Here is a 22,697-nt window from a genome sequence, read left to right on the forward strand (position 1 = left end):
ACGGGGATTTAGGCGAAGTGCGCGGGGATGGTCTCCGACCAGGCAGCGCGCAGCTCCTCGAGCGGGAGGTCGAACTGGCCCTGAACCTCGAGCGAGGACTCCGGCACCGAGTAGCCGACGCGCACGGCGGGGACGCCGCGGGCCTCGAGCATGGCGGTGAAGCGGGGCTCGTCCTCGCGGATCACGCCCACGAGCACGCGGCCCTGGGTCTCGGAGAACAGCGCCTGCGCGGGGGTGACGCCGTCGCGCTCGCACAGCTCGTCGAGGACGATGCGGGCACCCACGCCGTAACGCAGCGATGCCTGGGCCAGGGCGGCGGCGAGGCCACCCTCGCCGATCTCGCGTGCGGCATCGGCCAGACCGTCGCGCGACGACGCGACCATGACCTCGGCGAGCGTCTTCTCGGCGGCGATGTCCACCGCGGGGGCGGCGCCGCCCAGGTGGCCGCTCAGCTCCGCGTAGCGCGAGCCGTCGAGGTCGGCGCCGGTGGTGCCGAGCACGTAGAGGATGAGGCCGTCCTGGCGCCAGCCGGAGGGGGTGACGCGGTCCACGTCGTCGAGGATGCCGAGCATGCCGACGATCGCCGTGGGGTTGATCGACGAGTCGATGCGGCCGGGCTCGCCGGTGCCGTTGTACAGCGACACGTTGCCGCCCGTGACCGGCACACCCAGTTCCTGGCACACGTCGGCGAGACCGCGGATGGCCTCGACGAACTGCCACATGGCGTCGGGGTCCTCGGGCGAACCGAAGTTCAGGCCGTCGGTGATAGCGGTGGGCGTCGCGCCGGCGATCGCGACAGCGCGGTAGGCGGCGACCACGGACTGGCGCGCGCCATCGTAGGGGTTGAGCTTCGTGTAGCGGTCGTTGGAGCGGGTGGCGATCGCGACGCCGCGGCCCGTCTCCTCGTCCACGCGCACCACGCCGACGGTGTCGGGGCGGGCGGCCGCGGTGTTGCCCTGCACGTAGCGGTCGTACTGGTTGGTGATCCAGGAGCGGTCCGCAAGGTTGGGCGAGGCCATCAGGTCCACGACGGCCTGACGGAGGTCGTCGCCGGTCGCGGGAAGCTCGGCGGCGAACGCGTCGGCCTGCAACTGGTCCATCCACACCGGGCGGGCGTACGGACGGTCGTAGGTGGGGCCCTCGTGGGCGACGGTGCGCGGGTCGACGTCGACGATGCGCTGGCCGTGGTGGTCGATGGTCAGGCGGCCCGAGTCGTTGACCTCGCCCACCACGGAGGACTCGACGTCCCACTTGGCGGTGATGGCCATGAACTGGTCGAGCTTGTCCGGGGTGACGACCGCCATCATGCGCTCCTGCGACTCCGACATGAGGATCTCGCCGGCGTTCAGGGTGGGGTCGCGCAGCAGGACGTCGTCGAGCCACACGTGCATGCCGCCCGAGCCGTTCGAGGCGAGCTCGCTCGTGGCGCAGGAGATGCCCGCGGCGCCGAGGTCCTGGATGCCCTGGACCACGTCCGCGTGGAACAGCTCAAGGCAGCACTCGATGAGGACCTTCTCCATGAAGGGGTCACCCACCTGGACGCTGGGGCGCTTGGCGGGGACGCCGTCCTCGAAGGTCTCGGAGGCGAGGATCGACGCTCCGCCGATGCCGTCGCCACCCGTGCGTGCGCCGAACAGCACCACCTTGTTTCCCACGCCCTCGGCGGAGGCAAGGTGGATGTCCTCGTGCTTCATGACGCCCACGCACAGGGCGTTCACCAGGGGGTTTCCCTGGAAGCTCGCGTCGAACAGCGAGCCGCCGCCGATGTTGGGAAGGCCGAGCGAGTTGCCGTAGCCGCCCACGCCGCCCACGACGCCGTGCACCACGCGGGAAGTGTCGGGGTGGTCGATGTCGCCGAACCGCAGCTCATCCATGCCAGCGACGGGGCGCGCGCCCATCGCGAGGATGTCGCGCACGATGCCGCCGACGCCGGTCGCGGCACCCTGGTACGGCTCCACGTAGGACGGGTGGTTGTGGGACTCGACCTTGAAGGTGACCGCCCAGCCGTCGCCGATATCGACGACGCCAGCGTTCTCGCCCATGCCGACCATGAGGCGTTCCTTCATCTCAGGCGTGGTCTTCTCGCCGAACTGCTTGAGGTGAATCTTGGACGACTTGTACGAGCAGTGCTCGGACCACATCACGGAGTACATCGCGAGCTCTGCGGCGGTGGGGCGGCGGCCCAGCAGGTCGACGATCTGTGCGTACTCCTCGGGCTTCAGCCCGAGCTCCGCGAAGGGCATCTCCTGATCGGGGGTCGAGGCGGCTGCCTCCACCGTGTCGAGCTGCTGGTCACGAGCGTCGGTCATGTCATCCCTTGGGGCGGCGCGGTCGGATACGGGTCAAGAGTACCGGCGGGTGCGCGGACACAGGGCCGATGCGTGGGCTCAGTCCTCGCCCGGCACGAGGGCGGCGTCGAGCACCGCGTCCAGCAGCTGCTCGGGGGTGAGGCCCTCGGAGCGCACGTGGATGAAATCGCGGTCTTCGACCTCGGTGACGACGATCCCCGGCACCTCGGTGAAGCGATCCACGAAGCCGTCGTAGGCATCGGCGCCCGCGACCTTCGCGAGGTCCTCGTCGAGCCAGACGGTGGCGGTCCACCCCTCCCCCTGGGGCTCCATCACGGTGAAGGTGAGGGCGTTGTCGCCCACTGTCACGGTGCGCTCGACTCGGGTACTCATGCTTGCCACGCTACAAACTGACGGCCGATCGCGGCGACACGCCGCGCATCGGCCCCCGACACGCGGCGCCGCGTCAGAAATACCGTCGCTTCGTCACGGTGCGGGTGGCGGGCTGTCGGGCAGGGAACGCGCGGCCCGGACGGGCGCTAGCGGCGCGAGACGGAACGCGCCTCCGCGAGCAGGTCCGCATGGGTCGCCCCGTGCGCCTCGACGTGGAGCAGCTCGGTGCCCTCCCAGGCCACGCTCGCTACCCCGGGAAGGGTCGCCACGCGCTCGGCGAGGTCGCCGGGGACGCCGCCGCGGTCGACCCACAGCACATGGGTGAAGCCCTCGCGGCGCGAGGTGCCGCAGTCCAGCAGGCCGGCATCGTCGATCGGCACCGGGGGCCAGACCCCCGCGACGCCGCGCTCGGGAAGATTCGCGGGAGCATCGGCCACCGCCGGCTCGAAGGACTCGGCCTCCCCGAGGTCGTTCGCCAGGCGCGCCAGCGCCTCGAGTCCCGCGTCGCCATCGGAGGGTGCCATATGGGCACTATCGGCAGATTTGGCCGGATCCGCAAGGGCTCGGGCGAGCAGGAGGAGTTCGTCGCGCGTCGCGAAGGGGGCGAGGACGTAGAGGCGATCGGCACCCACCGCGACGGCCTTCTCGACGCCGGGCGCCGCCTCGAGCAGGCGGGGGAAGCCGGCAGGGAGGCCCGCGAGGTCGGCCGTCAGGAGGTGGGTGAAGCCCGGCTCATTGGCGGGACCACACGCGGCGACGGCGCTGCGGGGTTCGGACTCGGGCTCGGCGGGCAGGGGCGCAGCATCGGGCATCCACGCGGGGCTCTGCGGGTGGAACATCATGCCTACTTCCTTTTTGTCCGCTCCCCTCGCCTGACTCAACGTGCGGGCGGCCGCGGATGTGCCCGCCGTAGGGTGTGGCCATGGTCTGGCTGCTCACCGCCGCGCTCATCGTCGCGCTGATAGGGCTCGCGCTCGTCGCCGTGCGCCTCCAGGCCACGCGCCGCCACGTCTACCGGCTCGAGCACCAGCTCGCCAGGGACACGGAGGCGGAGCGGGCGCTGGCCGCCGCCGACGAGCGCGCCCGCATCGCCCGCGAGATGCATGACGTCGTTGCCCACACCCTGTCGGTCGTCGTCGCCCAGGCGGACGGCGGTCGCTTTGCGGCGAAGTCCGACCCCGCCAAGGCCGCCCACACCCTCGAGACCATCGCCGACGTCTCCCGCGCGGCGCTCACCGAGATGCGCGCGCTGCTGGGGCTGCTGCGCATCGGCGACGAGGACGCGGCGCTCGGGCCGCAGCCCAGCATCGACGACATCCCCGCGCTCGTGGCCGCCACCCGCGACGGCGGGCTTGACTGCTCCTTCGTCACCACGGGCGCGCCGCGCACGCTGCCGATCGGCGCGGGCCTCGCGCTCTATCGCATCGCCCAGGAGGGACTCACCAACGTCCTCAAGCACGGCGGCCCCGCCGCCAAGGCATTCGTGCAGCTCACCTGGGAGGCCGATGCCGTGGTCCTCACCGTCTCCGACGACGGCCGTGGGGCCGGGGCGCGCGACGACGGGGACGGCCAGGGGCTTGCCGGCATGAAGGAGCGGGCCACCGTGTTCGGCGGCACCCTCAGCGCCGGGCCGCGCGCCGGGGGCGGGTTCGTCGTCAAGGCGAGGCTGCCGCTGACCTCCCGTGACGCATCGGCCATACTGACGCCATGACTGACTCCCCCGAGCGCGAGGTGCTCACCTGGCAGGGCTTCGGCGACGCGTCGCGCGAGCTGGCGCAGATCGTCGTGGACGACGGCTACGAGCCCGATGTGGTGGTCGCCATCGCGCGCGGCGGGCTGCCGATCGGTGGGGCGGTGTCCTACGCGCTGGGCACCAAGGGAGTCGGCACGCTGAACGTCGAGTTCTACACGGGAGTGGACGAGCGCCTTCCCGAACCGGTAGTGCTGCCTCCCCTGCTCGACACCGACGCGATGAAGGGCCTGAAGGTCCTCGTGGCGGATGACGTGGCGGACACCGGCGAGACGCTCGCCCTGGTGAAGCGCCTCATGGAGGCGCACGCTGCCGAGGTGCGCACCGTGGTGCTGTACGCGAAGTCGCGCTCCGTCATCGATCCCGACTACGTGTGGAAGCGCACCGACCTGTGGATCACGTTCCCGTGGTCGGCGCTGCCTCCCGTCACCCCCGGCAAGGCGCACCCGGAGCTCGGCACCCAGGCATGATCCGCGTCGCCCTGGTCGATGACCAGCAGCTCATCCGTGCCGGTTTCCGCATGGTGGTCGAGTCCCAGGACGACATGGAGGTGGTCGCGGAGGCCGGCGACGGCGCCGCCGCCGTGGCCGCGCTCGCCTCCCTCGAGCCGCCCGCCGACGTGGTCCTCATGGACGTGCGGATGCCAGGCATGGACGGCATCGAGGCCTGCTCGCGGGTGGCCGATGCTTCCAGCACTCGGGTGGTCATGCTCACCACCTTCGACCTCGACGAATACGTGGTCGCCGCCATCAAGGCAGGCGCGAGCGGGTTCCTCCTCAAGGACGCGCCGCCCGAGGACCTCCTCGCCGCGATCCGCACCGTCCACGCGGGCGACGCCGTCATCGCCCCCTCGTCCACGAAACGTCTGCTCGCCACCGTCGCCGCCACGGTGCCGGACCCGGGAGAGCCGGCCGCGGCATCGGCCGTCGATACCCTCACCGACCGCGAGCGCGAGGTGCTGGTGCTCATGGCGCGCGGCAGGTCCAACGCGGAGATCTGCGCGGCGCTGTTCCTGGCGGAGCCGACCGTCAAGACCCACGTGGGACGCGTGCTGGCCAAGCTGGGAGCGCGCGACCGCGTCCAGGCTGTCGTGATGGCCTATGAGGCCGGGGTGGTCCGCGCCGGTTCCTAGCGTCATACCTGGGTATGACGCGATTCGATGCCACGGGCTGACGCGACGCCACGGGCGCCCCGCGTAGCGTGGCCGCCATGGGGGAATCAACGACGCCCGTCGCATTGACGGCACGGGGGCTCACGAAGACGTACGGCGCCGGCGAGGGCGCGGTGACGGCCGTCGACCACGTCGACCTCGACATTCCCGGGGGCGTGCTCACCGCGGTGATGGGGCCGTCGGGTTCGGGCAAGACGACGCTGGTGCACCTGCTCGCCGGGCTCGACCGTCCCGACGGTGGCGAGGTGTGGGTCGGGGACGACGAGCTCACCGGGCTCTCGGACAAGCGGCTGGCGCAGGTGCGCGGCCGCGTGGTCGGCTTTGTGTTCCAGGGCTTCAACCTCATCCAGACGATGAGCGGGCGCGACAACATCGTGCTGCCGCTCAGGCTGAACCGGCTCCCGCAAGACGAGGCGTGGCTCGCCACGCTCGTCGAGATGCTGGGGATCGAGCGCGAGCTGACGCGCCGGCCCTATGAGATGTCGGGTGGTCAGCAGCAGCGGGTCGCCATCGCCCGCGCGCTGATCACCCGGCCACGCGTGGTGCTCGCCGACGAGCCCACCGGCAACCTCGACACCCACGCGAGCGCGCAGATCCTGTCGCACCTCAGGACCTCGTGCCGCGAGCTGGGGCAATCGGTGGTGATGGTCACCCACGACCCCGCCGCCGCGTCCTACGCGGGAAGGGTGCTGCTCTTCGCGAACGGTCGGGTCGAGGGGCACATCACGGATCCGACGCCAGAGTCCGTGTTGGCCGGGCTGGATGCGCTCGCGGGGGTGGAGCGATGAGGTGGGTTCCGACCGGGATCGCCGGCCTCCTGAGCGCCCTGTCCGCCTACGCGACCGTGCCCCTCTACTCGGTCATCGCAACCTCGGGTGACCCGTTCCTGCTGGGCGGGATCTGGGTGTGGCTCAACATGCTGTTTTACGCGCCGCTCATCCTCGCCGTCGCCGTCGGCACCGTGGCCGTCTTCCGCGCGCTGTGGGTGGCGACCCGGCGCGCGGAACTGTCCGCGCAGCTTGCCCTGGGCGGCACTCGCCGCGCCCTCATCCGGGGCCATGCCGCCGCCGGACTGCGCGACGGATGCCTCGGCTGGGGCATCGGCACCGCGGTAGGCGGGGCGGCCCGGCAGCTCCACGAGGGCGTCGGCGAGGGATTCTGGATGGCCGATGCCGTCTACGCCTGGCTCTTCACCCTCGCCCTGGTGGTGATGGCACTCGCGGGTGCGTACGCCGTGGTCGCCGCATGGGCGACGCGGGGCTCGGTGGCCGATGTCGCCTCGGGCGCGTCCGTGATGACCGGACCGGGCATCCCGGACCGTACTCCAATGGATCCCGTCGTTGCTCGCCGCACACGACGCCGCACCTGGATGTGGACGGCGGTGGGGGTCCTGCTGCTGTGCGCGAGCGCGGTGTCGTTCATCCTGCCGGGCCCCAACACCGCCAACGACGATCCCGCCTGGCGGTGGATCGTCAGCTTCGCCGCCGGCACGATCGTGGGCGCGGTAGTGATCGGAGTCGTGCCCGCCGCGCTCGGATACCTGGGGGCACGGCTCGCCCGCGCGGTATCGGTCACTGCCCTGCGCACCGTCGGCGGCACCCCCGCTCCCTGGACGGCCCGGGCTCTCGCGGCGGAGTCGATCGGACGCCCGATGCCGCTAAGGCTCGCCACGCTGGTCACGATCATCATGGTGATGGGGCTCTCCAGCGCGCTCACGGTGGGCTACGCGGGAAACGAGGCGCGCAACGAACTGAGCGGGGAACTGGAGGTCGATGCCTCCGTCGCGAGCGTCGACCTTTTCGAGGGCGACATCACCGCCGCGGCGACGGGAGGCTGGGCGCCCGGGCTCCCGGCAGATGTGCTCGCCGGTCTTCATGCGGACCCCGCGCTCACCGTCATCGAGGCGGGGGTGCTCGTCACGGACACCCGCACTGTCGACGACCCGTACGAGGACCGCGAATACGCGGCGCGCGACGTCCTTCTCGCCGCACACAGCACCGCGATCGATTCCCTGGTACCGCATGCCACGACGGCGCTTGAGCTCGGCGCCGGCACCGAGTGGACCTGGGGCGACCCCGGCGTGACCGGTGGGTTCGGCGACGGCCCCACCTTCGTCGAGGCGGGCGGCGTGCGGCGCGACACCGCCGCCGCCAACAGTGCACCGCCGTGGACGGGCATCGAGCGCGGCTGGGCGGAATCCGTCTGGGGCGACTCCCCTACCGCCGCGGTGCTGCTGTTCCCCGCGGGGAGCGTGAGCGTGGCCGATGCCCTGGAGTCGCACGACCTCACCGGCCTTCACACGATGCAGTTCGAGGGTGACGCGCGCCATGAGGGTGCCGTCGACGGCGGCTTGGTGGCGACGATCACGGCGCCCTTCCTCCTCGTCGCGGTCGCCATCGTCGTCGGCATGGCGTGGGCCTCGCAACGCATGCGTGCCGGGGACTCGGCCACGCTGCTCGCACTCGGGGCCCGGCCAGGCTCCCTCAGGGCCGCGGCCGTGCTGGAGGCGGCATTCCCCACCTTCTTCGCGTCACTTTTCGGCGTCCTCGGAGGCGCGGCGGTCGGGCTGGTGATCGAAGTGGTCAACCGTTCAGCTGTCACGGGGTTCGGAGGAGGACTCGCGGGCGCGGCCTTCACTGCATCGGTCATGCCGTGGTCAGTCTTCGTGGCGCTCGTTCTGGGGGCAACTGCCCTGGCGGGTGCAGGCGCCGCGCTTGTCAGGGTCCGGCTCGACCGCCTCACGCCTGCCGCTCAGTTGCGTGAGGCCCAGAAGGCAGGGCTGTCGTGAGCGCGCGGCCGATGCGGTGGGCCGCCGGCGCGCTTCTTGCCGTGGGGGCGGGCGTGGGGGCGTGGATCGGTGGCCCCGTCTGGGGGCCGTCCGGCTACTTTCCGCTCGACACGGGTTGCTCGTGGCTGATCTGGCTCATGGCGCTGCTGCTGTACGGCGTTCCTGGTCTGGTCATGGTGGGGCTCCTCGTCTCACTGTTCGTGCGGCTCGGGCTGGTCGGCGAGCGCGACGGCCTGGCGACCCGGATGGCGCTCGGCGAGCCTCGCGGAGAGGTGGTGGGCGCCGCGGCCCGCGCAGGCGCGCGCTCTGGCGCCGTCGGCGCGGCGATCGGCATACCCGTGGGCATGGCGATCGCCCAGATGACGCGCGAAGTCTCGCCGATGTCCTCCGACACCGTCGTCGGCGAGTCATCGCTGCAGTGGGGCGCGATCGCCTGGGCCGTCGCGGTCTTCGTCGGATTCACCCTTCTCGGTGCCGCATGCGCGGCGATCGCGTACGCCGGCGTGACCCGCGGAACACCGGCGTCGCTGGCCCGCGAGAACCTCGGGGCCGCGCCCCCGACGGCCACCCCCTCCGCGCCGCCACGAGGATGGCGTCGAGCGGTGCGACTGCTCCCCGCTCTCGCCACCCTTTACGGCGCGGTCATCGTCCTGATCAACCGCGCCGAACCCCTCGACTGGTGGGCGATCCGCTACGCCTCCGACCCCGGCGTGGTCATCGTCGCGAAAAACATCGGCGTCATGTGCGCGTGGGCCGGCGGCCTGTGGTTCGGGTTCCGTGGAGCCATGTGGCTCGTCCGGCGCATCCTGACGTCTCTCACCGCCATCCTCCCCCGCGGTGACCGCAGCGGTGGCCGCACCTTCGCTGCCGAGGGGCTCGAACGCCCGACGGCCACACGGCCCGCGGTGCTCGCGATCAACACGCTCGTGGCCGCCTTCTGGGCAGGCACCTGGGTCCTCGTGGGAGACGCCGACGGTCGCGAACACGCCGCCCTGGCGCTCGACGCCGCGGCCGTCGTCACCTCGGTCGACCCCTGGGCCGAGCCGGGACTCCCGACCGGCCTCAGCCGCATCGGCCTCGACCCCGACCTCCTCACGGCACTGCGGAACGACCCCGCGCTCGAGGTGGTCGACGCGCGCGTCCTCGTCGAGGAGAGCTACACCACGGTTCACGAGTACGAGATGGACGGCCAGCTCCACACCGAGCGCGTGACCTCGACGCCGTTCTCGTTCGCGATCGACCGTGACGCGGTCGACGGCGTCGCCCCCGACGCGCTGCGCACCCTTGGCCTCATGGACGGCACTCTGCTGCATGGGCGCACTGACTACCTGCTGCCCGCCACCGACCACTCGTCGCTGACCTCCTACGAGGACGGCGTCGTGTTGTTGACCACGTGGGCCGGGCACACCGAGGCATTCGCGGTCCCCGGCGTCGGCGCCCCGGTGCACACCGTCGACGGCGACTGGGCGCGCGACATCTGGGGCGACTCTCCCGTCTCCGCCGCCCTCATCTTCGACCCCGCCGGGCCCGACGACGTCCTTGGCGACCCGTCGACAAGCGTGCTCGACGCCGTCGCCGCACACGTCCCCGAGGGCGAAGGCTTTGTGCTGGCCGCCATGCCCGGCTCGGGTGAGATCAATCTGCCCAGCAACGGCGCCGAGACGCTCGTCGGCCTCCTGGGCGCGGGGGTCGTGGTCGTGCTCGCCATGTCGCTCGCTGCGGCATCGGCCCGCTCCCGCCGGCGCGACCTCGCGACCTTTGCCGCCCTGGGCGCGACGCCGCGGTCGCTCCAGGCGGCGCCGATGTGGGAGACGCTCGTCGTGGTCGGCTCGGCCGTCGCGGCGGGCGGGGCGATCGGCATCACCCTCGCGCTCGCCACCGGTAACCCGATCCTGCTGGGCAAGGGCGCGCCGTTCGATGCGACCGAGATCCTGTGGCACATGGGGCGCGACCTCGCCGCGACGCCGTGGGCGACGCTGATCGGCGGATTCCTGTTGGCGCTCGCCGCGGCCGCCGCCGTGGCGCGGGCGATGGGGCGACGCATGGTGCGCCGCACGCCAGTCGAGGAATTGCGCGAGGCGCAGAAGGAGGGGGCACGATGATCGGCACGCTGCTGCGGGAACAGTTGCGCGGGCAGCGCGCGGCCCTCGTGTGGATGACGATGCTGATCGCCGCCGCGGCGGGATTCGCCACCTACTCGTGGACCGCGAACCTCACGGACGATGCCCTGGCCCAGCAAGCTCGGGTGCTGTCAGGTACCGGCGAGTATTGGAGCCAGGCCGCCGTCGTGGACGACCACAGCAACGACGCGCTCGCCTCCGACTGGGGCACTCCGATGACGCGCGACGAGGTCGACGCGTTCATCGCTGACGCCAACGCGGAGGGCGCGGGGCTTGTCGCCTCGGAGTACGCCGGAAACGCATGGGTCTCACCCGTGGCGGGTGCGGAGCACACGTACGGGCTAACCAACGTGCAGGTCTACGGCGGTGAAGTCCCGTGGGACGACGGCCTTGCCGAGGGGTCCGCACCCGGTGCCCGCGAGATCGCCATCCCGGCCTCCGTCGCGGCGGCGTGGGGAGTCGGCATCGGCGATCTGGTAGCGGTCGGGTACACCTCCGGCGCCGATGGCGACTCCGCTGAGGAGGTGAGCGCCGGCACGCGTGAGGTCTCTGGGCTGGTCACGGACGCCGTTCACTGGAGCGAGGAGTCCGTCGGGGAGACTCCCGCCGCACTCTCGCCTGGAGATCCCGTCGTTGAGGCGGCCTTTGAGGCAGCGCCCATCTACGACTGGGAGGGCGCGAAGTTCGCTCAGGTGGAGTTCACGTGGAAGGAGCAGACGCCGGCGACCGCGGCTGCGTTCCCCACACCGTCCTCGCGAGGGCAGGGAGGCAGCACGCAGGCGAGCAGCGCGACAGTCCTCGCCGCCGTCCTCGCACTCGGGACCGTCATCGCCGCCGTGGCGGTGGGCCGCAGTCAGGCTCAGCGTCGCGCACGCTGGACCGCGACGGCGCGGGCACTCGGCGCCCCTCGTTCGGCGATCGCCGCGGCGACCCTCGCCGAGGGAGTGCTGGTGGGCCTCGTCGGCGGCGCGGTCGGCCTCGCAACGGGGCTGACGTTCGCGCACCGTCAACTGCGCCACTCGCTCAGCGCGGTGACGGCGCCACCCGACGTGTCCCCCGCCATCCCCGCCGCGACCGTCCTCACCGCTATCGGCGGCGGCATCGCGCTCGGCCTGCTGGTCACCGCGATCCCGGCGGCGCTGGCCGCCAGGGTGACCCCGGCATCGGCCCTGAAGGATGTCGCCGCCGTCGACGAGGCGGAGCTCTCGCGACGTGTGCGTGTGTGGCCCGTCACGGTGACAGCGCTCCTCGGGTACCTCGGCATGCTCGCCGCGGCGCAGCGCTACTGGGACCCGGTGGGCTACTGGTGGTTCCTCGGAGCCTGCGCCGTCACCGCAGTGTGCGGCTTCGCGCTCGTCGTCGAGGCGAGCCGTCGGGCCGCGGCATGGCTCGGACGCTCGCTGTCGCGCCGCCGGGCCCCTGCGGCCGTGCGCGCCGGGCTGGACCTCCTCGCACATCCGCGCCAGGCCGCGGCGCTCATGCTGGTGCAGTTCCTCGCGGTGGCCTCGCTCGTCACGGTGTCGAGTGTCGACCAGATGACGGACCCCTTCGCCGGGTCCGCCGAGTTCGGGTGGAGCGCCTACACGACGTCGGCGCCCAGCGCCTGGACGGCCTTCACCGGACTGTGGCCCGGGTGGGCGATCACGGTGAGCGTCGGCTTCCCGGTGACGGTCGGCGTCCTGCTGGCGGCCCAGGCACTGTGCGCCACCGTCGTGGCGGGCAGCCGCGGCCTCGCCGCATCCGAGGAGCACGCCACCAGGGCCCTCGGTCTCGACGGCAGTGCCGCACGCTGGGGCGAGATGCTGCGCCACGCTGTGCCGCAGGCCCTCGGCGCGGTCGCCGGCGGCCTGATCGCCTACCTCGTGGCGGTCCCGTTCGCCGCCGCATCCGCTACCAACATGTACTCGCTGCCCGGAGACATCACGTGGGCCGCCATCGCCAACGCCGCCGTTGTCGCGGCCTTGTTCGTCGTGTTCGCGCTGACGGTCATCGGGATCGGCGCCGCCGTGACGTGGACGGTGGCAGTGGCCAGTGAACGCACACATCGACCACCCGCTCCCGCCCGCACGGAGGGCACCCGATGATCGGCACGCTTCTCCGGGAGCAGCTGCGGGCACAGCGGCGCTTCCTGGCGTGGACAGGGACGTTGCTCGCAGTGGCAACCACACTGGCCGCGGCCGCGCTGGTCGCCGCGGGGACCCAGGCGAGCCTTGACGTGGCCGCATCTGCGCGCGAGCACCGCGCCTGGGTGCAATGGTGGACCAACGGCGAGCCCCTCTCCGATGACATCGAGGTCGGCGACACTGTCGATCCTGGTGACGTGGAAACGCTCGTGGACGCCGCGATCGCCGAAGGCACCAACGCCGTCGCCACCGTCGAATCTTCGGTGACACCGACCATTACCACGAGCACCGGGAGCCCCATCGTGGGCATCTACCCCACGCAGGATTGGGACACGGTGCTCGTGGCAGGAGATGCGCCGCAAGCGGGTGAAGTCGTCGTCTCCGCGAGTGTTGCCGAGACCGTCGGCGTCGCTCTAGGTGACGTCGTCGATCTCGTCGACGCCTGGGACGCCGATCGTGCAGCCACCGGGGTCAAGGTGAGCGGGCTCTCGGCCGCCGCCGCATCGGGCGCCTTTGTGACGTATCCGCCCACGGGCTACGGCAACTGGAACGACGTCCTCGAGTGGGACGCGGCGACCGGCGAGGTGACCGTCGAGGGCGCCAACGGCGCCACCACGCTGGCGAGCGCAGTCGTGTCGTGGTCGGGAGAGTCCGCCACCCTCGCGCCTCTCCTGACTGAGGAGGCGAGTGTCGCACCAGTATTGGCCAGCGAGGTCTTCCGTGTACCGCTCGGCGGATGGTCGGGGGCTCTCTGGCTCGCCTCGCTCGTCGTCGGCGTCGCCGCGCTTGCGGCGGGCTTCGCCATCGGCCGATCGCAGGCACAGGCACGCGTCGAGTGGGTCGCCACCGCGCGTGTCCTCGGCGCTCGCCGGGGGGCTCTCCTTGCGGCAAGCGCGCTGGAAGCGGTGGCGCTCGGCGTGACCGCGAGTGCGCTGGGCCTCTTCCTTGGATGGCTGGCCGTCGCCGGGGTGCTCGCCGCGCAGAGTGCGGCGCAGCCCCTCGCCACCCTTCCCGCGACGCCCACCCTGTTGCCCGTGGCCGCCGCTCTCGTGTGTGCCCTAGGACTCACCCTCGCAGCGCTCACCGCACTCGTTCCCGCGTTCTGGGCCTCGCGAGTTCCACCCTCGGCTGCCCTCAAGCCAGTGACGCCCCTGGCCGAGCAGAGCGTCTCGCGATCCGTGTCGCCTCGCTGGCTCGCGGTGCTCACGGGAGCCGCTGCGGGCCTCGCGATCACCGGAAGGCTCCTCGAGGGCACGACGATGAACGACGCCGCGCTGGTCATCGAATGGGTGGGGGTCGTGGCCCTCGCCGTCCTCGTGGTCCCCGTGCTGCTCGAGGCGTCACGCCGTACCCTGCCCCGTCTCGCACGCTACGACGAGCGCTCGGGCGAGCCGTGGGCGATTGCGGCGGCGGACGCGATCCGCTCGCGCACCAGGCAACTCGCCCTGGCGGCGATGGTCACTGGACTCACCATGGGCGTGGCAGCCGGGGGGCTCGCCGCTACGAGGCTCGGCGCGCGTCAGGAGGACGACCCATCATGGCTGTCCGCCGTGGCGATCGTGCTCGCAGCAGGCGCGCTCTCGACCCTTGTCGCCGCCGCCGTCGTCATGACGGCTCGAGCGGCGGGGCGCCACGATGAAGGAGTGCGGGAGGCACTGGGACTTTCGCCCGCCGACGCGCGCAGGGCCGCGGCCGCCGAGCTGCGCCTTCCCGTCCTCGCGGGTGCCACCCTCGGCATCGGCCTCGCCTGGGTCGCCGTCGCGACGACCTGGACACTCGTGGCGGCGACCGAGGAAACGATCGGCGCCTCGAGTTGGGCTTCGGGACTGCTCACGGCGAGCGCTGTCTGCGCGGGGTGCTGGCTCGTCGCCGCGTGCTTTGCAGGCGGCGGCGGGGCGCTGGTCGGCCTCGCCACACCCGCGCACGCTGACGGCGAGCGCGTCCTCGCACGCCAGTAGGATCACCGCGACCACACAAGGGGGACCCATGCACATCACTACGAGGCACGTCGCTCTGGGAGCCGCCGTCGTGACGGGGCTTGCCGTCGTGGGCGCCGTGGCCGCGGGGATCGTTGCGCGCGACCACTCCCTCGAGAGGGAGAACTTCGCGTGGATTCCGGTCGCAGTGGTGGGCGAACCCGTGACCGGAGCCGCCACGACCGGCTCCGGCCCTCAGGTCACCCGCGCCGAGTACGACGGTCGCCTCGACGAGGTGCGCGCCGTCGACCCTGAGGCGACGGAGATGGCCTTCGTGATCGTGCCGTTCGGCACCCGTTCCGTGGGCGTGCAGGGCACCAGCGACTTCCCCGAGGAGATGCTCGTTGAGGGCACACCACCTGCCAGTGGCGAGATCGTCCTCAGCACGTCCTTCGCCGATGAGCTCGCCGTCGGCACGGGCGACACCGTGACGGTGGGCGAGGACAGCCCCTGGGAGGTGCCACCCACCGATGTCCCAGGCGTCTCGCTGAACGTCACAGGCATCTCGAGGGATGACGACCTGGGCGAGATCCTCGCGGCCTCGGCGTGGGCGAGCATGGACGAAGCCTGGGCCCTCGGCACCGCCTACGGCTTCCACGAGCCCGACGGCCCCACGGTGATCGACACGTACGTCACGTGGGACGGCGAGGTCCCCGCCGACATCGAACCCTGGGTGCTCGAGGACTGACCCGGTCAGCCCACCATCTGCGCGAGCTGGATGAGGTTGCCGCAGGTGTCGTCGAGCACGGCGGTGATGACCGGGCCCATGGCCGTGGGCGGCTGCGTGAACTGCACGCCGAGCCCCACGAGCCGCGCGTGCTCCGCCTCGAGGTCGTCGACGGCGAAGGACGTCGCGGGGATGCCGTCGGCGACGAGTCCCTCCTGGTACGGCGCCACCACGGGGTGGCCGGCGGGCTCGAGGAGCAGCTCGAAGCCCTCCTCGCCGGGGTTGCCGACCGTGAGCCAGCGGTTGCCGCCGCCCATGTCGACGTCCTGGCGCAGCTCGAAGCCGAGCGTGTCCGTGTAAAAGGCGCGGGCGCGCTCCTGGTCGGTGACGAAGACCGAGGCGAGGTGGATGCGGATCATGATTCCTCCTGGGGAGTGGGCCACCGGAGCGCGATCTGCGCGAGTGGGGCGGGGTCGAAGCTGATGAGGACCGTGCGGCCCGCCTTGCGCCGGGCGACGAGCCCGGAGGACTCGAGGACGGCGAGGTGCTGGGAGACGGCCTGGCGGGTGAGGACCACCTCGTGGTCGTAACGCAGGCGGTTAAGGAGCTCGAAGAGCGTCTGCTCCTCGCGCCCCGCGAGCGCGTCGAGGATCGCGCGCCTGGCGGGGGCGGCGAGGGCCTCGTAGACATCGGACACGCCACCAGAATAGGCAAGTGAATACTTGCATATCAAGACCGGACGCGCATGCCTAGACTGACGCGCATGACCGGATACGCAGGCGACCTCACCCCCACCGAGGCCTGGGAGCTGCTCACCAGCAACCCCGACGCGCGCCTCGTCGACGTGCGCACCGAGGCCGAATGGCGCTTCGTCGGCCTTCCCGACACCTCCGCCACCGGCACGGACCCGATCCTCGTCGAGTGGGCCTCATACCCCTCCATGCAGCGCAACGAGGCGTTCGTCGACCAGTTGCTCGCCGCCGGCCTCACTCCCGGCTCCGACGCCCCCGTGGTGTTCCTGTGCCGCTCGGGCCAGCGCAGCATCGGCGGCGCGACCGCGGCCACGGCCGCCGGCATCGGCCCCAGCTACAACATCCTCGACGGCTTCGAGGGCGGCACCGACGCCGCCGGCCACCGCGGGGCACAGGGCTGGAAGGCGGAGGGCCTCCCCTGGCATCAGGGCTGACGGCCGATGCCACGGCGGGCTTCACCCGCCCGTCACCTCGCGTTCAGGTGACCTTTTCCTGACACCCATAGATTCCCCTCGTCCCTGACATCCACGTCCCTACGAGGGGAAACACGTATGCCTTCAGTGAAGAGGGGTGCCGCCTACGCGGTCACCGCCACTCTCGCCGTCGCGCCGCTCGCGGTCGCGACACCGGCGCTGGCAGCGCCATCGGCGGCCGAGGGGTCGCTCGTCATCAACGAGGTCCAGTCCAGCGCACCCGACACCGAACTCGGCGGCAACGACTGGATCGAGATCGCCAACGTCTCGGACGCCGCGGTCGACGCTTCCGGCGTCGTGGTGTCCGATGCCGACGCGGACCACTTCTACGCGCTTCCCGAGGGAACGCAGATCGCCGCGGGCGGCTACCTGGTCATCACCGAGGCCGACTTCGGCTTCGGCCTCGGCAAGGGCGACTCCGTGCGCCTGTTCGCCGCGGGCACGGCCATCGTGAACGACGAGATCGACGCCGCGGCTCAGCCGTTCGACGCGACCACGTGGGCCGCCGGCGAGCACACCAACGCCTCGGGCGCCTCGTGGGGACGCCTGCCCGACGGCACCGGCCCGTTCGCCGCGACAGCGGTCTCCACCCCCGGCTCCGCGAACCTCGCCGAGGCGCCCGCCGCCACCGTTGAGGACTCCGTGGTCGTGAACGAGGTCGCCTCGTCCGACACTGGCGACTTCGGCGGCGTCGACTGGATCGAGCTCGCCTCGACCGCCGACGTGGCGCTCGACCTTGCGGGCGTGGTGGTGTCCGATGCCGACGCCGACCACGCGTACGTGATCCCCGAAGGCACCGAGATCCCCGCGGGCGGCCACCTTGTCCTCGCCGCCTTCGACGACGCCGACAACCCCGGCGGCACCTTCGACTTCGGCCTCGGCAAGGGCGACTCCGTGCGCCTCTTCTCCGCCGGCACCACCATCACTGACGGCGTCATCGACGCGGCCGCCGAGCCCTTCGACTCCACCACCTGGCCGGACGGCCAGCACACCGGCCCCAGCTGGGGCCGTTGCGCCGATGCGACCGGCGACTTCCGCATGACGGGTGCCGCCACCCCTGGCGCCGTCAACGACTGCACCGGAGACGTCGAGGAGCCCACCGAGGAGCCCGCGGAGTTCTCGGGAGCCCTCACCATCAACGAGGTCGAATCCAACGGCGACGACACCGACTGGGTGGAGGTCATGAACCTCACCGACGCGGACATCGACATCTCCGGCTGGGCCATCAAGGACGACGACGACTCGCGCACCGACGTGGTGCCCGCCGGCTCCGTGGTCCCCGCGGGCGGCCTGCTGGTCATCGACCAGGAGTCCGCGACCTACCCCGAGGGCTTCACGTTCGGCCTGGGCGACGGCGACATGTTCCGCCTCTACGACGGCACCGGCGCGCTCGCCGCGAAGTACACGTGGCCCGGCCACGCCCTCGTCTCGTGGGCCCGCTGCCCCGACGGCACCGGCGACTGGACCGACGCGACGGCCTCGACGAAGGGCGAGCCCAACGAGTGCTCCACGCCGCTGAGGATCAACGAGGTGGCCTCGCAGGGCACCGACTTTGCCGAGCTCATCAACATCGGCGCCACCGACGTGGACGCCTCCGGCCTCATCGTGAAGGACAACGACGAGACCCACGCGTTCACCATCCCCGCCGGTACCGTCCTCGCGCCCGGCGCCATCGTGTCCTTCGACGACCTGGGCTACGGACTGGGCAGTGCCGACGCCGTGCGCCTGTTCGAGGCCGACGGCACCACGCTCATCGACGCGTACGAGTGGGCCGAGCACGGCACGCCCAGCTGGGGCCGCTGCCCCGATGGCCGTGGCGAGTGGGCGGCCACCGCATCGGCCACCCCCGGTGACCTCAACGACTGCGACGGCTTTGTGCGGGCCGAGGCCTGGCCCGGCGGCGAGTCCGTGAGCGTCCTGGACGCCGAGGACTGGTTCTCGGGCGACATGTCCGGGATCGACTACGACGCCGCGACCGACTCGCTGTGGGCCGTCCAGAACGGCGACGGCCTGCTCTACAGGCTCGTGGCCGATGCCTCGGGCACCTGGTCGCTCGTGGAGGGCTACGAGTCGGGTCGCGTGCTCGGATACCCCGACGGCGAGGCCGGAGTGGTGGACTCCGAGGGCGTGACCGTCCGCGAGGACGAGCCCGGCGTCGTCTACGTCTCCACCGAGCGCAACAACGACGCGAGCGGCGTGAGCCGCCCCTCAGTGCTGCGCTACGAGGTCTCCGGCACGGGCGCCCTGGTGGCGACCGACGAGTGGAACCTCTCGCAGCTGGAGCCGCTGTCCGCGCTTCCCGCCAATGGCGGCCTCGAGGGCATCACCTGGATCCCGTCGCTCGGCGCGTTCGCGGTGGGCGTCGAGGGCACCGCGTCCGTGTACATCGTCCAGCTGGGCGACAACGGCGAGGCGACGCTGCTCGACACCCTGTCGACCGAGGCGGCGGGCTTCTCGCTCGTGGCCGACGTCCAGTGGGACGCCGAGCGCGGCCAGCTGTGGGTGGTCTGCGACGAGGCCTGCGACGGCCGCATCGCGGTCTACCAGCAGGTGGACGGCGCGTGGGAGATGACCTCCCTGTACGAGCGCCCCGCCGGCATGGGCAACATCGCCAACGAGGGCTTCGCGATCGCGCCGTCGACGACGGCCGTGGACGGCTCCGTGGCCACGTTCTACGTGGACGATGCCGACACTGACGGGTTCTCGCTGCGCTCGGGCACGCTGCCCGCGGTGGCCGTGGACCCCGTCGACCCGGTTGACCCGGTTGACCCGGTTGACCCGGTTGACCCAGGCGACTCGGACGGCGGCAGCGATGGCGGCACCGACCAGCCCGGCGACGGCTCCGGCGACGGCGACGGCGAGGACACGCCTGGCACCGCCCCGTCCGGCTCCACCGACCTGGGCTGCACCGTCGAGGCCCCCGCCTCGGCGGCGCCCGGCGCCTCAATCACCGTGGTCATTGACCGCGAGTGTGCGGGGGCGGACGTCACCTCGGTGGACGTGTGGATGTTCTCCGAGCCCACCTTCGTCGGCACCTTCGCGGTGGCGGCGGACGGGTCGGTGGAGATCGAGGTCCCCGCGTCCATCCCCGCGGGCGAGCACACCATCGTGATGCAGCTCGCCGACGGTACCGTCGTCGGTTCCACCACCATCCAGGTGGCGGCGGACGGTGCGGTGTCCGAGTCTGGCACCGGCTCACTTTCCGGCACCGGTCCGGCCGATGCCGCGGCCCTCACCTGGGCGGCGCTCGCGCTTGCCCTCGGCGGAGCCGTGGTCCTCGGCGCCCGCCGCCGCGTGGGCTAAGCCACCCGCTCACGGCACGACCCGCAGGGGCGGGGATCCCACCGGATCCCCGCCCCTGCGGCGCGTGAGGCGACCGCCGCATCGGCCGTCCGTAGGCGACGGGCGCCCGCCGCATCGGCCCCTCGCTAATCTGGACCCATGGACACCCCGATTCTCAGCCCCGAGACCCTTGCCCTGCACACGGGCATCCACCGTTCCGAGGCCAACGAGATGTCGGAGGGCATGTACCTGACGCAGGGGTATGCGTACGAGTCCGCCGAGCAGGCGCGCGACGCGTTCGCCGGGGACATCGACATCTACATGTACTCGCGCTACGCGAACCCCACGGTGACGGCCTTCGAGGAGCGCCTCGCGGCGATCGAGGGCGCCGAGCGCTGTTTCGCGACGTCGACCGGCATGTCCGCCGTGTTCGTGGCGCTGGGGTCGATCCTCGGCTCCGGCGACAGGCTCGTGGCGGCGAAGGCGCTGTTCGGGTCCACCCTGCAGACGTTCACCAACTTCTTCGAGAAGTGGGGAATCCAGATCGACTACGTCGACGGCAACTCCGCCGAGGAGTGGGAGACCGCGCTCGCCACTCCCGCCAAGGTGGTGTTCATCGAGTCGCCCACCAACCCCATGCAGGACGTGCTCGACATCCCGTTCATCGCGTCGCTCGCGCACTCGGCGGGCGCCATGCTGATCGTCGACAACGTGTTCGCGACGCCGCTGGGCCAGAAACCCCTCGAGCTCGGGGCCGATGCCGTGGTTTACTCCGCGACCAAGCACATCGACGGCCAGGGCCGGGTCCTCGGCGGGGCCATCCTCGGCACCGACGAGTACGTGTACGGACCCGTGCGCCAGATGGTGCGCAACATGGGAGCGACCATCTCGCCGTTCAACGCGTGGGTGCTGCTCAAGGGCCTCGAGACCCTCGGCGTCCGCGTGCGGGCGCAGGCGGCGTCCGCGCTGGACCTCGCCTCGTGGCTCGAGCACCACCCCAAGATCGACTCGCTGCGCTACCCCCTGCTGCCCTCGCACCCGCACTACGAGCGGGCCGTGAAGCAGATGACGCTGGGCGGGACGCTGGTGACGGTGGACCTGTTCGTGGGCGAGGGAGTGGACCGCGCCGGAGCCGAGGCTCAGGCCGCCGCGTTCAGGTTCATGAACGGGCTGTCGCTGTTCACCGTGTCCAACAACCTGGGTGACGCGAAGTCGATCTCGACCCATCCCGCGACCTCGACGCACAACAAGTTGTCGGTCGAGGAGCGCGCCGCCGTGGACATCTACGAGACGACCGTGCGCCTGTCCATTGGCCTGGAGAACGTCGAGGACCTGCGCCGGGACCTGGATCACGCTCTGTCGCTGGTCTGATTTCTGAGGCGGCCTGGGGCGTCGCTGGGGGCGCCGCTTGCGTCGTCCCCAGGCCTTGTGGTGGTGGGGTGTTGTCCACAGTTTTTGTGGGTTTACCTGGGATGTCAGTGGGTGGGGGCATGCTGGTGTCATGACCTTTTCCACGTCCGCTCTGGCCGACAGCGTTGCCGCTGCCGGCGTCTTCGAGGGAGCGGATCTGGCCTCGACCCCGGCATCCCGGCTGGTCGAAGTGAAGGACGCCGTCGCGCGGGTACGACGCATGGCCGATGCCCTGCTGGTCGAGGTCGCCGGGGAGATCGCCCGCCGCTCCACCAAGGACGACGGTGTGGGTGGCCTGGCCCGCACCCGAGGGTTTACCTCACCGGGACGGATGCTGGCCGATGCGCTGGGTGGCTCCGAGGCCGAAGCGCACCGGCTGCTCAAGGTCGCCGAGGCCACCCAGCCTTCCCTTGATGCTGACAGTGGCGGCGAGACCGCACCGCGGTTTCCCGTGATCGCGTCCGCGGTGCGCTCCGGTGACGTGTCGATGGAGATCGCCGCCGTGCTCACGCGCGCGTTGGAGAGGATCGCACAGGTGGCCCCGGACACGGTGGCGGGCCTGGAGGAGCGCATGGTCACCAAGGCCGCGACCCTGTCCCTGGCCGATGTGAGGCGCATGGTCGCCGCCCACGAAGCCGCACATCGACCCTTGGATGTGAAGGAACGCGATCAGGCGGCGTTCGACAACCGGTACGTGCAGATCAAGGACGAGGCAGACGGATCGGTCGCCATCCACGCCCGTCTCGACGTCGCCACCGCCGCCCCCATCGTCACCGTGTTGAAGGCTGCGGTGAAGAAAGTCATGCAAGCCAGGCGTGACAGTGCCCACGACAAGGGCATGACCGGCATGGACTACACCGTCGATGAACGCACCCCCGGCCAGATCCACGCCGACACCCTGTCCGCCCTCGCCAGGCACGCACTCGGCTGCGAGGAAGTGCCCACCGGGGTAACGACCACCATCGTGGTCCGCGTCAACCAGGCAGACCTCCGCTCCGGCGACGGATGTGCGAGCGTGGATGGCATCGACTCCTTCATCCCCGTCACCACCGCAACCCAGATGACCGTCGACGCCGAGATCCAGCCCCTGATCATGGGTGACGGCATCCTGCCGATCGGCAAAGGCCCCAAAAAGCGTCTATTCACCGAGGACCAGAAACTCGCCCTGCTCGAACGCGACGGAGGCTGCGCCTGGTGCCACGCCCCACCCTCCTACTGCGAAGCCCACCACCTGCGCTGGTGGCAACACGGCGGCACAACCACCCTGGATAACGGCGTCATGCTCTGTGTCTCCTGCCACCACCGCATCCACGCGCACCACTGGGACATCACCGTGCGCGACCAACACGTCTGGTTCACCCCACCCGCCACCATCGACCCCACCCGCACCCCCAGAATCGGCGGCAAAGCCCACTACCAACTCGAGGCGTGAGGACAGCCTCCCGGGAGAACTCCGTCTAGCGCGGGCACAGTTCGGGCACAGCGGAGCCGAGCACCGGCGCGC

General features: G+C 71.4%; 18 protein-coding genes. 13 read left to right on the forward strand and 5 right to left on the reverse strand.

Annotated features, from left to right (window positions below):
- Nucleotides 1-8: 8 nt before the first annotated feature.
- From purL to B7K26_RS12975, 3 genes are all read right to left on the reverse strand, one after another.
- Nucleotides 9-2,309 carry a phosphoribosylformylglycinamidine synthase subunit PurL gene (purL, locus tag B7K26_RS11355; protein WP_084079323.1) on the reverse strand — a complete coding sequence of 767 codons (2,301 nt, stop codon included), beginning with the start codon at nt 2,307-2,309 and terminating at the stop codon, nt 9-11.
- Nucleotides 2,310-2,387: 78 nt separating this feature from the next.
- Entirely contained in the window at nt 2,388-2,681 is a 294-nt protein-coding gene (locus B7K26_RS11360) for a hypothetical protein (protein WP_143340688.1), read from the reverse strand.
- 146 nt (nt 2,682-2,827) lie between these two features.
- Nucleotides 2,828-3,523, reverse strand: coding sequence for a hypothetical protein (locus tag B7K26_RS12975; protein WP_084079325.1), 696 nt, complete (start codon nt 3,521-3,523; stop codon nt 2,828-2,830).
- 80 nt (nt 3,524-3,603) lie between these two features.
- Here B7K26_RS12975 and B7K26_RS11370 point away from each other — a divergent pair, with 80 nt between their 5' ends.
- From B7K26_RS11370 to B7K26_RS11410, 9 genes are all read left to right on the forward strand, one after another.
- Nucleotides 3,604-4,392 (forward strand): sensor histidine kinase, encoded by a 789-nt coding sequence (locus B7K26_RS11370; protein ID WP_084079326.1) that lies wholly within the window; start codon nt 3,604-3,606, stop codon nt 4,390-4,392.
- Complete coding sequence (locus B7K26_RS11375) at nt 4,389-4,901, forward strand: phosphoribosyltransferase (RefSeq protein WP_084079327.1); 513 nt, start codon at nt 4,389-4,391, stop codon at nt 4,899-4,901. Before B7K26_RS11370 ends, B7K26_RS11375 begins: the two co-directional genes overlap by 4 nt.
- Nucleotides 4,898-5,563 carry a response regulator transcription factor gene (locus B7K26_RS11380; protein ID WP_084079328.1) on the forward strand — a complete coding sequence of 222 codons (666 nt, stop codon included), beginning with the start codon at nt 4,898-4,900 and terminating at the stop codon, nt 5,561-5,563. The genes B7K26_RS11375 and B7K26_RS11380 overlap by 4 nt, the downstream gene beginning before the upstream one ends.
- 77 nt (nt 5,564-5,640) lie before the next feature.
- Complete coding sequence (locus B7K26_RS11385; protein WP_084079329.1) at nt 5,641-6,390, forward strand: ABC transporter ATP-binding protein; 750 nt, start codon at nt 5,641-5,643, stop codon at nt 6,388-6,390.
- Complete coding sequence (locus tag B7K26_RS11390) at nt 6,387-8,390, forward strand: ABC transporter permease (protein ID WP_084079330.1); 2,004 nt, start codon at nt 6,387-6,389, stop codon at nt 8,388-8,390. The genes B7K26_RS11385 and B7K26_RS11390 overlap by 4 nt, the downstream gene beginning before the upstream one ends.
- Nucleotides 8,387-10,492 carry an FtsX-like permease family protein gene (locus B7K26_RS11395; protein ID WP_143340689.1) on the forward strand — a complete coding sequence of 702 codons (2,106 nt, stop codon included), beginning with the start codon at nt 8,387-8,389 and terminating at the stop codon, nt 10,490-10,492. Before B7K26_RS11390 ends, B7K26_RS11395 begins: the two co-directional genes overlap by 4 nt.
- Nucleotides 10,489-12,594: an ABC transporter permease gene (locus B7K26_RS11400; RefSeq protein ID WP_084079332.1), complete on the forward strand. Its 2,106-nt coding sequence runs from the start codon at nt 10,489-10,491 to the stop codon at nt 12,592-12,594. The genes B7K26_RS11395 and B7K26_RS11400 overlap by 4 nt, the downstream gene beginning before the upstream one ends.
- A gap of 71 nt (nt 12,595-12,665) precedes the next feature.
- Nucleotides 12,666-14,591: an FtsX-like permease family protein gene (locus B7K26_RS11405; protein ID WP_159449686.1), complete on the forward strand. Its 1,926-nt coding sequence runs from the start codon at nt 12,666-12,668 to the stop codon at nt 14,589-14,591.
- Nucleotides 14,592-14,619: 28 nt separating this feature from the next.
- On the forward strand, nt 14,620-15,297 hold the full coding sequence (locus B7K26_RS11410; RefSeq protein ID WP_084079334.1) for an ABC transporter permease: 678 nt from the start codon (nt 14,620-14,622) through the stop codon (nt 15,295-15,297).
- A gap of 5 nt (nt 15,298-15,302) precedes the next feature.
- On the opposite strand, the gene B7K26_RS11415 is transcribed toward B7K26_RS11410, so the two are convergent.
- Nucleotides 15,303-15,695, reverse strand: a complete 393-nt coding sequence (locus B7K26_RS11415; RefSeq protein WP_375537582.1) for a VOC family protein — start codon at nt 15,693-15,695, stop codon at nt 15,303-15,305.
- Entirely contained in the window at nt 15,692-15,973 is a 282-nt protein-coding gene (locus B7K26_RS11420; RefSeq protein ID WP_084079335.1) for a helix-turn-helix transcriptional regulator, read from the reverse strand. The genes B7K26_RS11415 and B7K26_RS11420 overlap by 4 nt, the downstream gene beginning before the upstream one ends.
- 66 nt (nt 15,974-16,039) lie before the next feature.
- Between B7K26_RS11420 and B7K26_RS11425 the strand changes: the two genes are divergently transcribed.
- From B7K26_RS11425 to B7K26_RS11440, 4 genes are all read left to right on the forward strand, one after another.
- Entirely contained in the window at nt 16,040-16,462 is a 423-nt protein-coding gene (locus B7K26_RS11425; protein ID WP_084079336.1) for a rhodanese-like domain-containing protein, read from the forward strand.
- Between the two features lie 117 nt (nt 16,463-16,579).
- Nucleotides 16,580-19,804 carry a lamin tail domain-containing protein gene (locus tag B7K26_RS11430; protein WP_084079337.1) on the forward strand — a complete coding sequence of 1,075 codons (3,225 nt, stop codon included), beginning with the start codon at nt 16,580-16,582 and terminating at the stop codon, nt 19,802-19,804.
- 138 nt (nt 19,805-19,942) lie between these two features.
- Entirely contained in the window at nt 19,943-21,154 is a 1,212-nt protein-coding gene (gene metZ / locus B7K26_RS11435; RefSeq protein ID WP_084079338.1) for an O-succinylhomoserine sulfhydrylase, read from the forward strand.
- A 130-nt stretch (nt 21,155-21,284) separates the two neighbouring features.
- Complete coding sequence (locus tag B7K26_RS11440) at nt 21,285-22,625, forward strand: HNH endonuclease signature motif containing protein (protein WP_084079339.1); 1,341 nt, start codon at nt 21,285-21,287, stop codon at nt 22,623-22,625.
- Nucleotides 22,626-22,697: the final 72 nt, after the last annotated feature.

This window comes from Demequina sp. NBRC 110057, from assembly GCF_002090175.1.
Classification (GTDB): Bacteria; Actinomycetota; Actinomycetes; order Actinomycetales; family Demequinaceae; genus Demequina.

What these genes read in the sequence shown, in the direction of transcription:
- B7K26_RS11400 (WP_084079332.1), top strand. Translation starts at nt 10,489, where the DNA reads ATGATCGGCACGCTGCTGCGGGAACAGTTGCGCGGGCAGCGCGCGGCC.
- B7K26_RS11375 (WP_084079327.1), top strand. Translation starts at nt 4,389, where the DNA reads ATGACTGACTCCCCCGAGCGCGAGGTGCTCACCTGGCAGGGCTTCGGC.
- B7K26_RS11440 (WP_084079339.1), top strand. Translation starts at nt 21,285, where the DNA reads ATGACCTTTTCCACGTCCGCTCTGGCCGACAGCGTTGCCGCTGCCGGC.
- B7K26_RS12975 (WP_084079325.1), bottom strand. Translation starts at nt 3,523, where the DNA reads ATGATGTTCCACCCGCAGAGCCCCGCGTGGATGCCCGATGCTGCGCCC.
- purL (WP_084079323.1), bottom strand. Translation starts at nt 2,309, where the DNA reads ATGACCGACGCTCGTGACCAGCAGCTCGACACGGTGGAGGCAGCCGCC.
- B7K26_RS11430 (WP_084079337.1), top strand. Translation starts at nt 16,580, where the DNA reads ATGCCTTCAGTGAAGAGGGGTGCCGCCTACGCGGTCACCGCCACTCTC.
- B7K26_RS11380 (WP_084079328.1), top strand. Translation starts at nt 4,898, where the DNA reads ATGATCCGCGTCGCCCTGGTCGATGACCAGCAGCTCATCCGTGCCGGT.
- B7K26_RS11390 (WP_084079330.1), top strand. Translation starts at nt 6,387, where the DNA reads ATGAGGTGGGTTCCGACCGGGATCGCCGGCCTCCTGAGCGCCCTGTCC.
- B7K26_RS11425 (WP_084079336.1), top strand. Translation starts at nt 16,040, where the DNA reads ATGACCGGATACGCAGGCGACCTCACCCCCACCGAGGCCTGGGAGCTG.
- B7K26_RS11415 (WP_375537582.1), bottom strand. Translation starts at nt 15,695, where the DNA reads ATGATCCGCATCCACCTCGCCTCGGTCTTCGTCACCGACCAGGAGCGC.
- B7K26_RS11410 (WP_084079334.1), top strand. Translation starts at nt 14,620, where the DNA reads ATGCACATCACTACGAGGCACGTCGCTCTGGGAGCCGCCGTCGTGACG.
- B7K26_RS11385 (WP_084079329.1), top strand. Translation starts at nt 5,641, where the DNA reads ATGGGGGAATCAACGACGCCCGTCGCATTGACGGCACGGGGGCTCACG.
- B7K26_RS11360 (WP_143340688.1), bottom strand. Translation starts at nt 2,681, where the DNA reads ATGAGTACCCGAGTCGAGCGCACCGTGACAGTGGGCGACAACGCCCTC.
- B7K26_RS11370 (WP_084079326.1), top strand. Translation starts at nt 3,604, where the DNA reads ATGGTCTGGCTGCTCACCGCCGCGCTCATCGTCGCGCTGATAGGGCTC.
- metZ (WP_084079338.1), top strand. Translation starts at nt 19,943, where the DNA reads ATGGACACCCCGATTCTCAGCCCCGAGACCCTTGCCCTGCACACGGGC.